General features: G+C 63.7%; 12 protein-coding genes. 3 read left to right on the top strand and 9 right to left on the bottom strand.

The window, feature by feature from the left end:
- Positions 1-40: 40 nt before the first annotated feature.
- Both AC1DVU_RS15840 and AC1DVU_RS15835 read right to left on the bottom strand, forming a co-directional pair.
- Entirely contained in the window at positions 41-1,042 is a 1,002-nt protein-coding gene (locus AC1DVU_RS15840; RefSeq protein ID WP_476923420.1) for an NADPH:quinone oxidoreductase family protein, read from the bottom strand.
- 1 nt (position 1,043) lies between these two features.
- Entirely contained in the window at positions 1,044-2,402 is a 1,359-nt protein-coding gene (locus AC1DVU_RS15835; RefSeq protein WP_476923792.1) for an acyl-CoA dehydrogenase family protein, read from the bottom strand.
- 49 nt (positions 2,403-2,451) lie between these two features.
- Here AC1DVU_RS15835 and AC1DVU_RS15830 point away from each other — a divergent pair, with 49 nt between their 5' ends.
- Positions 2,452-3,678 carry a CaiB/BaiF CoA transferase family protein gene (locus AC1DVU_RS15830; RefSeq protein WP_476923419.1) on the top strand — a complete coding sequence of 409 codons (1,227 nt, stop codon included), beginning with the start codon at positions 2,452-2,454 and terminating at the stop codon, positions 3,676-3,678.
- Positions 3,675-4,478 carry an enoyl-CoA hydratase/isomerase family protein gene (locus tag AC1DVU_RS15825; protein WP_476923418.1) on the top strand — a complete coding sequence of 268 codons (804 nt, stop codon included), beginning with the start codon at positions 3,675-3,677 and terminating at the stop codon, positions 4,476-4,478. Before AC1DVU_RS15830 ends, AC1DVU_RS15825 begins: the two co-directional genes overlap by 4 nt.
- Positions 4,479-4,526: 48 nt before the next feature.
- Here AC1DVU_RS15825 and AC1DVU_RS15820 read toward each other — a convergent pair whose 3' ends face one another.
- From AC1DVU_RS15820 to AC1DVU_RS15800, 5 genes are all read right to left on the bottom strand, one after another.
- On the bottom strand, positions 4,527-5,504 hold the full coding sequence (locus AC1DVU_RS15820; RefSeq protein ID WP_476923417.1) for a phosphotransferase family protein: 978 nt from the start codon (positions 5,502-5,504) through the stop codon (positions 4,527-4,529).
- A gap of 151 nt (positions 5,505-5,655) precedes the next feature.
- The gene (locus AC1DVU_RS15815) at positions 5,656-6,579 is read right to left on the bottom strand and encodes an SMP-30/gluconolactonase/LRE family protein (RefSeq protein ID WP_476923416.1); all 924 of its coding nucleotides are present in this window, start codon (positions 6,577-6,579) and stop codon (positions 5,656-5,658) included.
- The gene (locus AC1DVU_RS15810) at positions 6,539-8,035 is read right to left on the bottom strand and encodes a class I adenylate-forming enzyme family protein (protein WP_476923791.1); all 1,497 of its coding nucleotides are present in this window, start codon (positions 8,033-8,035) and stop codon (positions 6,539-6,541) included. Before AC1DVU_RS15810 ends, AC1DVU_RS15815 begins: the two co-directional genes overlap by 41 nt.
- 31 nt (positions 8,036-8,066) lie before the next feature.
- Complete coding sequence (locus AC1DVU_RS15805) at positions 8,067-8,840, bottom strand: SDR family NAD(P)-dependent oxidoreductase (RefSeq protein ID WP_476923415.1); 774 nt, start codon at positions 8,838-8,840, stop codon at positions 8,067-8,069.
- Positions 8,837-9,964: an acyl-CoA dehydrogenase family protein gene (locus tag AC1DVU_RS15800; RefSeq protein ID WP_476923414.1), complete on the bottom strand. Its 1,128-nt coding sequence runs from the start codon at positions 9,962-9,964 to the stop codon at positions 8,837-8,839. The genes AC1DVU_RS15805 and AC1DVU_RS15800 overlap by 4 nt, the downstream gene beginning before the upstream one ends.
- A gap of 157 nt (positions 9,965-10,121) precedes the next feature.
- Between AC1DVU_RS15800 and AC1DVU_RS15795 the strand changes: the two genes are divergently transcribed.
- The gene (locus tag AC1DVU_RS15795; RefSeq protein ID WP_476923413.1) at positions 10,122-10,946 is read left to right on the top strand and encodes a crotonase/enoyl-CoA hydratase family protein; all 825 of its coding nucleotides are present in this window, start codon (positions 10,122-10,124) and stop codon (positions 10,944-10,946) included.
- Between the two features lie 2 nt (positions 10,947-10,948).
- Here AC1DVU_RS15795 and AC1DVU_RS15790 read toward each other — a convergent pair whose 3' ends face one another.
- Positions 10,949-11,500 (bottom strand): PadR family transcriptional regulator, encoded by a 552-nt coding sequence (locus AC1DVU_RS15790; RefSeq protein WP_476923412.1) that lies wholly within the window; start codon positions 11,498-11,500, stop codon positions 10,949-10,951.
- Positions 11,501-11,629: 129 nt separating this feature from the next.
- A complete protein-coding gene (locus AC1DVU_RS15785) occupies positions 11,630-13,651 on the bottom strand; it encodes an oxidoreductase (RefSeq protein ID WP_476923411.1) in 2,022 nt (673 codons plus the stop codon).
- Positions 13,652-13,685 lie beyond the last annotated feature (34 nt).

Here is a 13,685-nt window from a genome sequence, read left to right as displayed (position 1 = left end):
CTCTCGTCGGCGGCACCACAATGCCTACCGTGTTAATGGTTCATCTCCCGACCTGCACGACCACTTTCCCGGTGATCGCGCGACGGTCCAGCATGCCAAGTCCCTCGACAGCCCGGTCCAGTGACACCACGGACGTGATACTAGGCCTCAGAGTCCCGGCGACGCACCATTCGAAGAGCTGGGTCATGAGCGTTCCCAGGCGCTCCGGCCGCACCTTGAGGTACTCACCGAGAGCCGATCCGACCACAGAGGCTTGCTTGACCAGGACCACATTGTTCGGTAGCGGACCCACGCCCGCCGCGAATCCGACCAGCACGTATCGCCCTTCGCGCCCCAATGCACGGGCAGCCGCATCAGCATATGGACCGCTCACCGGATCGACGACGACATCTGCGCCACCTTCCCCCACGGCATCAGCGAACAGGCGCCGCAGCTCACGCCGATCCGGCACATGTTCGCCCTTGCGCGAATACGCCAGCCCACGGATCGCGCCTCCCGCCAGAGCAGCCTCGACCTTTTCGTCCGTCGAACAGGCGGCCACCACCTCAGCCCCCAATATCGTGGCGATCTGCACGGTCGCGAGCCCGATGCCCGCCCCAGCGCCGGTGACCAGCACACGCTCGCCCGAAGCCAGGTGCGCCCGGTCCTGCAGGGCATGCAGGGCACTCGCATACGCAATGGGCAGGACAGACGCCTCTTCGAACGAGACGCCGCTGGGAATACGGATCAGGCTCGACGCCGGCAGGACAATCTGCTCTCGCAACCCCCCCGAGCCCGTGATCGCGACGACTTGGTCCCCGACGGCGAACTCGCATACGCCCTCGCCCATCGCCTCGACCACGCCAGCGATCTCACCGCCAGGTGAATACGGGCGAGCCACCTTGTCTTGGTAAAGATCGCGCATCATGAGCAGATCGGTCGCGTTGAGCCCGACGGCACGAACCGAGACACGAACTTCACCCGACCCAGGCAGCGGCTCGGGCAGATCATTCCATTCCAACATCTCTGGACCACCAGCCGCTACTGACACCAGTGCGCGCATCTCAGACCTGCCGCTCTGCCGGTGACGTCGCCACGGAAAGGTTCGGCCACTCTGCCGGGCGAGGCCACAGACCGGAGTCGGACATCGCGACCGCGTCGTCGCGGGAAAGCACCTCAGCCGAGGTCTCCATGTCCGATCTCGCGCGCTGCCGCTGAAGCTCAAGGCGTCCGATCTGGTTCCGATGGACCTCGTCCGGTCCGTCCAAGAGTCTCATCGACCGCGCATTTGCGAACATCGAGCTCAGCAGGAAGTCGTTGGTCAGGCCGGCACCGCCGAACGCCTGGATGGCCCAGTCCACGACCTGATGCGCGAGCGCGGGAGCGGCAACCTTGATCATCGCGATCTCTTGGCGCGCCGCCGAGTTTCCGACGGTGTCCATCATCCAGGAAGCCTTCATGGTCAGAAGCCGCGCCTGCTCGATACGGATTCGAGCTTCAGCGATGCGCTCGAGGGTCACGGTTTGTTCCGCAATGGTGCGGCCGAAGGTGTGGCGACTGTCGACACGTCGACACATGCGCTCGAGGACTCGTTCGCTCAGACCAATGAGTCTCATGCAGTGGTGCATGCGACCGGGCCCCAGTCGACCCTGCGCAATCTCGAACCCACGCCCCTCTCCCAACAAGACGTTCTCAACCGGGATGCGAACGTCGTCGAACCACACCTCGCACGCGCGGTCGAGATAGGAGCCGAGCACAGGCAGCGTACGAGCCACGTGCACGCCGGGGGTGGCTCGTGGGATGAGCACCATGCTCTGCTGCTGGTGACGTTCCGCATCGGGGTCCGTCCTGCCCATGAAGATCATGATTTCGCAGTTCGGATGGGTCGCACCGCTCGTGTACCACTTCCGCCCGTTGATGACGTATTCGTCCCCATCGCGAACGATGGAGCTCGAGATGGCCGTAGCATCAGACGACGCAACGTCGGGCTCCGTCATGGCAAAGGCCGAACGGATCGTTCCGTCGAGCAACGGTGACAACCAGCGCGCCTGCTGTTCGGGAGTGCCGTACTTGTGGAGCACCTCCATGTTGCCCGAATCGGGGGCTGAGCAGTTGAACACCTCCGCCCCGAACAGGACTCGCCCCATGATTTCGGCGAGGGGGGCGTACTCCATGTTCGTCAATCCCTGCCCATTGGGGGACGCGGGCATGAACAGGTTCCACAATCCGTCGCTCTTGGCCTTCTCTCTCAGCCCGAGCACCGTCGGGTACACGGCCCAAGGGCCCAGTCGCTCGATCTCCTGGTGCACGGCCCGCTCGGCCGGGTACACGTGCTCATGCATGAACGCGCTCAACCGCTGCTGAAGCTCTCGACTGCGATCGGTGTGTCGCAGATCGACGTCTGCCTCCGGCGAACGTGTCACGGTCGTCTTCGGGGGTTTCACCTTTGTGCCTCCTCGACTTAGCGGTCTGATGCATACTAGACGAAAACCTGAAATACTGAATCAGTATTACCGATCCAAGCCGAAGCGGAAAGAGTCCCGACCCATGACGTCACAACTGCCCCTCGCCGGTGTCCGCGTGCTGGACTTCTCGACCCTGGTGCCGGGACCGCTGGCCAGCCTGCTCCTGTCCGACGCCGGCGCGGATGTCATCAAGGTCGAGCGCCCGGTCGTCGGAGACGAGATGCGCATCTTCGAGCCCTGGGACTTCGAAAACCTGAATCGCGGCAAGCGCAGCATCGCGATCGATCTGAAGGACCCGTCAGCGATCGTTGAGCTCGAACCGCTGATCGCCCAGGCCGACGTCCTGATTGAGCAGTTCCGTCCCGGAGTGATGGACAGGCTGGGAGTCGGCTACCAACGCGCGCACTCGCTCAACCCACGTATCGTCTATTGCTCGATCACCGGATACGGACAGCACGGCCCACTGGCATCCAAGGCCGGGCACGACCTGAACTACCTGGTCGACGCTGGCTTGCTCGCGTCGGCACAACGTACGCACTCCCAGGGCGTCCCTCATCTTCCACCGACACTGATCGCAGACATCGGGGGCGGGACATACCCGGCCGTCGTCAACATCCTTCTGGCACTGCGGTCGGTCGAGCTGACCGGACAAGGAAGCCATCTGGACATTGCCATGACGGAAAACGTCTTCTTCTGGCACTGGTGGACTCGGACCCAGGTGGACGTCTCCGGGAAGTCGAGCGCCCCGGGTAGCTCCCACCCAGCCGGCGGGTCGCCCCGTTATGCGCTGTACGCGGCGGCCGACGGCGCCGTGGTGGCGGTGGCCGCCCTGGAAGAGCGTTTCTGGCTCCGCTTGTGCGACATGCTCGCGATCCCTGCCGAGCTGAGGACGGAGGACGCCGACGGGAAGACCGTCCAAGCGCAACTGGCGGAGCGATTCTCCCAACACGACGGCGCCCACTGGCGATCCCTCTTCGACGGCGTCGATGTGTGTGTCTCAGTCATGACCACGCCAGAAGACGCCTATGCCCACCCGCACTGGGCGGCTCGTAGGACGTTCGAGGAGACCGCGCGCGCGGCCGGCCAGAGGTTCGCGGCGATACCCACCCCCCTTCATCAGGGGTTTCGACGCACAGACGAACGATCAGCCCCCGGGCTAGGAGCGTCTGAGTCATACTTCGGGGTTTCGGACCGGGACCACCCGGACCGCGTCGACGGCGGGAACGAGCGGTGAGCCCGGAGCAGGCTGATGGTGAAGTACGCCTCTCGGTCGCCGGGCCCATGGCCACCCTCACGATCGACCGGCAGGAGGCACGCAACGCTCTGAACCACAGTATGTGGCTCGCGATCCCTGGCCTGATCGCGCAAGCCGAGGCGCAGCCGGAGGTGGTCGCCGTGGTCATTCGCGGAGCAGGCGATGAAGCCTTTGCAGCCGGAGCAGACATCTCAGACCTACGGTCGGCACTCGACGATCCGCCGGCTGGGAGCGAGTACATCGATGCGATCGCGTCGGCGGAGGCGAGCATCTCGCAGTGCCGACGAGTGACGATCGCAGTGATCAACGGCTTTTGCATCGGTGGAGGACTAGAGATCGCCATGGCCTGCGACCTGCGCATCGCCACCAACACCTCCACGTTCGCCACGCCACCCACAAGCCTCGGCGTGGCGTACAGCGTGGATTCCACGCGCCGCCTGATCGAGCTGGTCGGAGTCGGCGCGGCCCGCGACCTGCTCTTCACGGCTCGCCGGATCGACGCGTCGACCGCACACCGCCTGGGACTCGTCGACAAGACGGTGGCGGCGACCAGCTTGGACGAGGAGGTCGTCAAGTACACGGACCGTCTCGCCAAGCAATCGCAGTACGCGATCCGGCTGACGAAGCTGGTGATCGCTCAAGCGCTGGACCGTCCAATCGAGTCCGCCGCGCTCCGTCAGCTGCGGGTCGACTCCTTCTCCGGATCGGATCTTCGAGAGGGCATCGCCGCGTTCGATGAGCGTCGACAGCCGATGTTCACCAGCCAACTGCTCAGCTGATCACTCCAGTGGGTCGCGGACGTGACCCGGTTGACGGACGCCAACTGGTCAATCGCCGGCACGTTCTGCCAGGTGTCTACCGAGCTTCGCGAGCTGAGGCATCGACGAGATCATCTGGCTGGCGTGCGGCGACGCTGCCGTGCCGTGCTCGATCCTCGCTCGGATGCCGTGCATGATCGCGTAGAGCCGAAAGGCGTTGAAGGCCAAATAGAGGTCCAGATCGTCGATGTCTTGGCGCGCCGTCCGCTCACAGTACTTCGCCACGTACTCAGCCTCAGAGGGAATCCCCAGTACGGCGAGCTGCTCGACCGAACGAGCACCCAGACCGCCGGCGAGATCGCTCGGCAGGTGGTACATCAAGGCGTTGTAGCCGAAGTCAGCGAGCGGATCGCCCAACGTGGCAAGCTCCCAATCGAGAACCGCGACCACGCGAGGCTCCGTGGGGTGGAAGATGAAGTTGTCGCACTTGATGTCTCCGTGCGTGATGGAGACGCGCTCATCGGTAGGCACTCTCTCGCGGAGCCACGCTTGCAGCCAGTCGATGTCTGCGTCGCGCTCGCCAGGGCCCGACTCGTACTGTCGGGACCATCGATCCAGCTGACGACGCAGGTAGCCACCCTTGCGCCCGAAGTCGCCCAACGCGACTGCGTCGGGGTCCACCGAGTGCAGTGCGGCCACGACTCGATTCATGTCGTCGAACATCATGGTGCGGTCACGAGGGGCAATTCCTGGCATGGCGCTGTCCCAGAAGATTCGTCCCTCCACGTGTCCCATCACATAGAACGCCGTGCCGATGACGGACTCATCCTGAGACTCGGCGAGGATCTTCGGGACCGGAAAACCGACGCCGCTCAGCGCCGCCATGACCCGCGCCTCCCGGTCAACGGCATGCGCTCCCGGAAGCAGCTCACCCGGCGGCTTGCGCCGCAGCACGTAGTCGGCCTCAGGTGTGCTCAATTGATAGGTCGGGTTGGACTGGCCGCCGCGGAACTGCGTGACCTTCAGGGGGCCCGCGAACTCAGTCACGTTCGACCGGAGCCAATAGGTCAATCGAGACTCATCGAACCGATGCAGTTCACGAACTTCCCCAGTCCCAGAATTCAGCTGCTGACGGTCTGCGTCGGACGCGGCGGGGCTCATCGGCCGTCATCCGAAGTACGCAGACTGCCCAGCCTGCTCACAACTCAACCCGGCACACGGCCGCAGGCAGACCGGGAGTGTCGACGCGTGCCGTGAACACGCCGGCTCCCCGGTCAGTGTCGAGACCTTCGGAGCCGGACACGATGTACACGTCACGGAGATCTTCGCCGCCGAAGGTCAAGCTCGTCACCATCGGGACGTCGATCTGGATCGTGGCGACACGCTCTCCACTGGGGTTGAAGCAACCAACCTGACCGCTGTGCGGTAGGGCGACCCACACATTTCCTGCAGCATCCACGGCGAGCCCGTCAGGGTGGCCCCCGTCCCCGGTGGACACGAAGGATCGCTTGGGGCCGAGTCCGCCTCGGTCGTCCACGTCATACACGTTGACGGTCGAGCGCAGCGTGTCGGCGTGATACAGCAGGGAGCCGTCGGGCGAGAATCCGAGCCCGTTGGTGAGCAGGATGTCTTCTGCCACCACGCGTGCCGAGCCATCCAGGTCGAGGCAATAGAGCTGACCGGGTTTGTCGGCGTCTCGCGATTCTGAGGCAACGAAGGCCAGCGAACCCACATACAGGCGACCGTGGGCGTCGACCGTCAAATCGTTGTACCCGACCACGCCTTTGGACGGGTCGTTGTCACGCAGCACGTGGGTTTCCGTGTTGTCGCTACCGACGAGCCCTTTGACGGCCACGTTCCGGCCGCTGATCACGAGCCCGCCATCAGCGTGCATGGCCATTCCGCCGATGCCCCGCCTGTGCTCGATGACCGTCTCGGTGAAGCCTGAGTCGGTGATACGGAGCACTCCCCCCGCCACGGCGTCGGCCACGAGCAGACCCTCCGGCGTCCAGAGAGGTCCTTCCAGGAGCCCATGGCCCGTGGAGATCTGTTCAGCTTGGATGGTTTCCATGACGTTCCAATCAGTGCTTGGTTGGAGAATTGCCGGCAGCGGCCTGGTCACGCAGAACGCGCTTCAACGTCTTGCCGGTGGGACCGCGAGGGAGATCGTCAACCACTGAGATCCAGACGGGGACCTTGTAGGAGGAGAGACGGGAGCTGCAGTACTCGATCAACATCTCGCCATCTGTGAGCTCACCGTGTCGAAGGACCACGTAGCCCACGGGGAACTCTCCGAACCGCTCATCGGGAACACCGATCACCGCCGCCTCCGCCACGGCAGGGTGATCCGTCAGCACCGACTCAATCTCGGCGGGATAGATGTTCGCACCGCCCCGTATGATCATGTCCTTGATGCGACCGGAGATGTAGATGTTCCCGTCCTTGTCGCGACGACCGAGATCCCCGGAGTGCACCCAACCGTCGATGATGGTCTCCCTCGTGGCCTCGGGTCGGTTGAAGTACTCGATCATGTTGCTGGGACTACGGAAGGTGATCTCACCGACCTCGTCGATGTCGGCCTCCGATCCGTCCGCGTCGAGGATGCGGATCTTGCTGTCGCCGATCGGCGGGCCGACTGAGTCAGGAACTGGTGAGGAGCCTGGCGGGAACCCCGTCAACGGGGTCCCCTCGGTCATGCCCCAGGCGTTGTAGATGGTCTTGCCGGTGGCGGCACGCATACGCTCCACCAGGCTCCACGGCAGACTCGCTGCGGACGAGACGCATGCCCGCAGGCTGGCTAGGGAGCCGACGTGCTCCGCCGGATGCGACTCGATCCATTCGCACACCATGACGTACATGGTCGGCACCCACATGATGACCGTGGCCTTGTAGCGGTCGATCGCTTCGATCGCCTCAGCCGGATGGAATCGCTCTTGCAGAACCACGGTCGCGCCGATGGCGATGTGCCCCATCGCTGCGATCGTGGAGTGCATGATGAACGCGAGCGATCCGTTGATGAGGATCGTGTCGTCCGCCGTGGAGGCGACCCATGTGGTCGTCCGGCTGAGGGTTGCGGCGACTCCGGAGTGTGGCAGCACCGCACCTTTAGGATGACCGGTGGTGCCGGATGTGTAATGGATCAGCGCAGGGTGCATCTCGTCCAGATCCACGACCTGCGGCCACTTGCTCGCGTCGTCCTCGTCCCAAGACTGAGCTTCCGGGTCGACCAGGACATCAACTGGAATTGTCAGATCACCTGGGACACGAGGCAGATTCCTGTCGTCGACGATCAGCAGCGACGGAGCACAGTCATCGAGGATGAAGGCAACCTCCGACTCCGACAAGGCCGGGTTGAGCGGGACCAGGGTCGCACCTCGTGCCAGACAGGCACAGTAGATGGCCAACCACTCCGGACGATTGGAGGCAAACAGTGCCACCCGATCGCCTATACCGACTTCGGCCGTGTCCAGCTCCGCGTTCGCCTCTGAAACCAAGGTCCTGAAGGCACTCGCTGTGAGACCGCGATCCCGGAAGTAGATGATCGGGCGGTCACCGACGGTGGTCTCAAGTCCCACCATGAATTCAACGACGTTCATCCTCTAGCCCTTTCTAGCCGTGCATCGTGAGGCCACCGGAAACGCTGATGACCTGGCCCGTGATGAAAGAAGCATCGTCGGTCGCAAGGAATACTGCTATGCCCGCGACGTCCTCAGGCTCCCCCATACGACGCATGGGTACGGCCTTGGTCATCCGCTCGAGAACGTGCTTGGCACTGGCGTCGTCACCGTCGAGCGCCTCTTCCATCATCCGGGTCCGAGTAGGACCGGGCGCCACCACATTCAGCGTGATGCCGTGACGCGCCACTTCCCTGGCGGTCGACTTCGTCAATGCGATCATGCCGGCCTTGCAGGCTGAGTAGACGGCTTGCCCGGTGGACCCGACGCGCCCAGCGTCCGACGAGATCGTGACGACGCGGCCACGGCCACGGCCGACCATCTTGGTGAGCACGGCGTGTGTCACGTTGATCGGACCCTTCAGGTTGATGTCCATGATCAGGTCACGATGGGCTTCGTCATTGTCGAGGAAGGGTTTGAGAGAGTCCCATCCGGCGTTGTTGACGAGGATGTCGATCGGTCCGAGTGCCGCCTCGATCGCGTCCACCCCGCTGACCACCGCCGAGTTGTCGCTGATGTCGGCCACCACGACGGCGGTGGTCACGCCAGATGTTTCCAGCTCGGCAGCAATCGATCGGGCAGATGCTTCATCGCGATCGATGATGCCGACGGACGCTCCGGACTCGGCCAGGCGCCTTACGATGGCTGCCCCGATGCCATTGCCTCCGCCCGTCACCAGCGCCACCTTGTTCGTCAACTGTTGAGTCACGCCAACTCCCTCTGGATGAGCATTTTCAAGATTTCGCTGGTTCCCTCGTAGATCTGCAGGATCCGCTGGTCCCGGTAGAGCTTTTCCACCATGCCGCCGCCAGCGAAGCCGGCACCGCCGAAGATCTGCACCGCATCGCTGCAGACGGACTCCGCCATCTCGGAAGCGAAGAGCTTGGCCATGGCAGATTCCCGCACCGAACGAACACCCGACTCCTTGAGGGCCGCTGCCCTCAGGTACATCTGCCGGGCAACCTCAATGCTTGTCGCCATCTCGGCGAGCTTGAAGCCGATGGCTTGGTGCTGGAAGATCGGTTGGCCGAAAGTCGTCCTCTCCTTGGCGTAGTCGAGTGCCAAGTCGAACGCTCGCTGCGCGACGCCGACGCTTTGGGCGGCAACTCCGATCCGACTGGTGTCCAGCCCGTCGAGGATGTTGCGATACCCCGTTCCCACTTCGCCCAGCACGTGATCATCGGTGAGCTCAAGATCATCGAGTGAGATCTGACAGATGTCGACGACGCGGTGGCCCATCTTCGGCTCGCGCCTGACGACGTTGTATCCCGGCATGTCGGGCCGGACGAGGAATAGTGTTAAACCTCGGACTCCTGCATCGGGATCGGTCGTCGCAAGCAGGAGCCCTGCCCCGGAGGTCGCCCCTCCGGTGATCCAGACCTTCTCCCCGTTGATGACCCAGCCGCCGTCTCGCCTGGTCGCCTTGGTACGGATCTGCGACAAATCTGAGCCAGCATGAGCTTCGCTCAGCAGCAGGGATATGTAGTACTCGCCTGCCACGGCAGGCTTGAGGAACTCCGCCTGCTGCCAGGGGCTCCCCAGCTCAGCCAGCTTCGACCCGAATGGAAAATTGGTTCCACCGACCTGGTTGGCAATGGCGCAGTCGCCTTGGGCGAGCTCCTCGATCATGAGTGCCCACGCCGTCACCCCCGCGCCAGCACCGCCGAACTCAGGATCGACCGCGAGGCCGAAGAACCCCTGCTCTCCGAGCCCTCGCCAGACCTTTTCGGGTACCTCGCCCTCGCTCTCCCACTGCTGGATGTACGGCGAGATCTCGCGCGCAACATAGCTGCGCGTCACATCGCGTACCGAAAGCTGGAGATCCGTCAGCATGTGCACCTACTCGGTTGAACCGTCATTCGCGGCGGTCGGTTGCTCAATTTCTATAATGCTGAATCACTATTGTCAAGATTAATGCGGTGACGTACGGTTCTGAACCACGGGCCTCCGCTACGGCGCCCGTCCCCTCAGGACCCAAAGGACGAACGGAATGCGACCTCCCGACTACTCGGCACTCCAGATCTCGGTCAGGGAGCACGTCGCCACGGTCACGTTGCTCGACACCGGTTCGAATCCATCGATGGGCGTCGCGCACTTCGAAGAGCTGCCTCTGGCATGCAGGTGGATGGAAGAGAACGACGACGTGCGAGCGATCATCTTCCGCGGAGCTGGGGACCACTTCTCTTTCGGGCTCGACCTGGTCGACATGCACACCCTGCTCGATCTGGCCCGGCCTGGTGCAGCTGCTGGGGAACGTCAAACGCTCTTGCGCTCCATCGCCGAGCTCCAAACCGCATTCTCCAGCGTTGCCACCATCAGCAAGCCCGTCATCGCCGCGGTGGACGGCTGGTGCATCGGTGCGGGAGTGGATCTCATCTCATCGGTCGACATCAGGCTTGCGACGGAGAGCGCCACCTTCAGCATCAGGGAGACCCGCATGGCCATGGTCGCGGACCTCGGCAGCCTTCAACGCCTTGTCGGGATCATCGGCGACGGGCACCTCCGAGATCTGGCGTTGACAGGACGCGACATCGCGGCCGACGAGGCGCAGCAGATCGGCCTGGTCAACAAGGTCTATGCGGACGCCGAAAGCCTGTACGCCGCTGCCACGGATTTGGCCCAACAGATGGCAAGGAATTCTCCACTGGTGCTGGCTGGCATCAAGGAGGTGCTCGGCAACGAGCGAGAGAGCCGCGTCAGCGCAGGACTCAGGTTCGTCGCCGCCTGGAATGCAGCCTTCATGCCCAGCGAAGATCTCCTTGAGGCGCGAGACGCATTCTCGAGCCGGCGAACGGCCAACTTCAGCGGTCGCTGATACTACAGCTCGGCGTCGCTGGAGCCGGTTTCGGAAAGACGGTCGATGGCGTCTGACAGCCACGTCATCCAGTACTGCTCGAGTCCGATGCCGGCGAGGAGGATCAAGTGCTGAATCTCTGCGCTTGGATCCAATTGCGGATCACTGAAGTCACGTTCGGCGATCTCCAGGTATTCAGCGCGTCGCTCCTCGTGGGCCGCGCGATGGGACCGCATCTGCTCCACGAGAGGTCCTACCCCGACGACTGAGGCGGCACGCAACCGCACCAGCAACGCGTCCCGGCTCCGCTCGGGTTCCTCATACTGCTCAAGCCAGGAGACCAGCTCTGAGCGTCCAGCTGGCAGAACTTCGTACAGCTTTCGCTTGCCTCGCGAAGGCGGCTGCGGGAGCGACTCGATGAGGCTCTCCCGTTCCAACATTCCAAGTTCGCGATAGATGCTCTGGTGCGTGGCCGACCAGAAGTAGCCGATCGACCTGTCGAAGCGCCGCGCCAGGTCGAGCCCGGACGACGGCCGCTCCAGCAGGGCGGTGAGTATGGCGTGACGCAGCGACATGTGCTCTTTCCGAGGTCGACTCAAACCAGACGGCTGAGGAAACGGTACCGGTAAATCGCTCGACATCCGCGCGACCTCGGCGCTCAGCCGCCGCACCCGCGCCGACGACGCACGCAACCAGATAGGTGATCAGATCGCATCGGCGAGGGAGACCCCTTGGTGGATCGCTCGCTTGGCATCCAGCTCGGCCGCCACATCGGCACCGCCTATCAGGTGGGCTGCAACGCCAGCGGCTTTCAGAGCCCGAAGCAATCCGCGTTCTGGCTCCTGACCTGCGCAGACGATGACCTGATCCACTTCCAACGTGACTGGTTCTCCCTCGACCAGCACGTGGAGTCCCGAGTCATCCACGCGAACGTACGACACCCCTGGGATGGCTTTGACACCTCGAGCGGCCAGCTCCGCGCGATGGATCCACCCCGTCGTGACGCCGAGACCAGCGCCGACCTTTGAAGTCTTCCGCTGCAGCAGGTAGACCTGTCGCTCAGAGCGGTGAGGTTGCACAGGCACCACACCACCGGCCGTCTTGAAGGTCGGATCAACACCCCAGTGCTCGTAGAACTTCGTCACATCGAGGCTGGCAGACCCTCCCTCCTGGGTGACGAACTCGGCCACATCGAAACCGATACCGCCAGCACCGACGATGGCGACTCGAGGGCCGAGAGAAACCTCCCCGCGCAAGACCTGCAGGTACGTCACGACTTTAGGATGGCTCGCACCTTCGATGTCGAGGGCCCGGGGAACGATGCCCGTGGCCAGGACCACCTCGTCGAAATCGCTGTCAATCAGTTCTTGCGCCTCGACCCATGAGCCGAGGCGTAGATCGACTCCTGCCCGCGGCAGCTCGGCACGGAAGTAGCGGAGTGTCTCGTTGAACTCCTCCTTGCCAGGAATGCGACGGGCGATGTCGAACTGGCCGCCGACGGTGGAGGCAGCGTCATAGAGGACCACCCGGTGACCCCGCTGCGCTGCAGCCAAGGAGAACGCCATCCCGGCCGGGCCGGCGCCGACGACGGCGACGCGCTTCGTCGCGCGTGTCGGCGCCAGGGCGATCGCGGTCTCGTTGCACGCACGCGGGTTGACGAGGCAGGATGTGACCTTGCCGCTGAGGGTGTGATCGATGCACGCCTGGTTGCACCCGATGCAGGTATTGATCCGCTCGGCATGCCCATCGCGAGCCTTTGCCACGAACTCCGGGTCAGCCAGAAGCGGACGGGCCATGGAGATCATGTCGGCCGCACCGCTTGCCAACAGGTCTTCAGCGACATCGGGCGAGTTGATGCGGTTGCTGGCGACCACTGGGATGTCCACCGCTGCCTTGATCTTGGCTGTCGCCGCTGCGAACGCGGCGCGCGGCACCGACGTTGCGATGGTAGGAACCCGAGCTTCGTGCCAGCCGACCCCGGTGTTGAGAATGTCGACGCCCGCCACCTGAAGCTGCTTGGCCAGGTCGATCGTCTCGTCCAACGTGGAGCCACCCGGAACGAGGTCGAGGACCGAGAGCCGGAACAAGACGAGGAAATCGTCACCCAGGCGCGCCCGAGTTCGCCGCACGATCTCGAGCGCGAACCGCGCACGACTCTGAGCGTCGCCACCCCATTCATCCTCCCGTGTGTTCGTGCACGACGCGAGGAACGTGTTGATGAGGTATCCCTCCGACCCCATGATCTCGACTCCGTCATAGCCCGCCTGGCGGGCAAGTTCCGCCGCGTTCACGAAGTCTTCAATCGTGGCGTCGACCCCGGCGGAATCCAGCTCTCTGGGTATGAATGAATTGATCGGTGCGCGCAGGGGGCTCGGAGCCACAAGCTGCGCATGCTTGGCATACCGGCCGTAGTGCAGGATCTGCATGGCGATGCGCCCACCAGCAGCATGGACTGCCTTTGTGATCACCCGATGGTCCGCAACATCGTCCGCTCCAGTCATCGCGGCGCCGTCATCCCATGGCCTGCCCTCATCGTTCGGCGCGATGCCGCCCGTGACGACGAGCCCGACGCCCCCCCGAACCCGCTCGGCATAAAACTCAGCCATGCGGTCGAAGCCGTTGGCGGCTTCCTCAAGTCCGAGGTGCATCGATCCCATGATGACCCGGTTCGGCAGCGTGATGAATCCCAGATCGAGAGGCTCGAAGAGTCGGGGGTAGTGGGTCATCGGGAGGATCTCCTATGTTCTGGATTGAGCAGCA

The organism is Aeromicrobium sp. P2_G6, from assembly GCF_056403535.1.
Note: the sequence above shows the minus strand (reverse complement) of the source record. Positions and strands in the feature narration are given on the sequence as shown.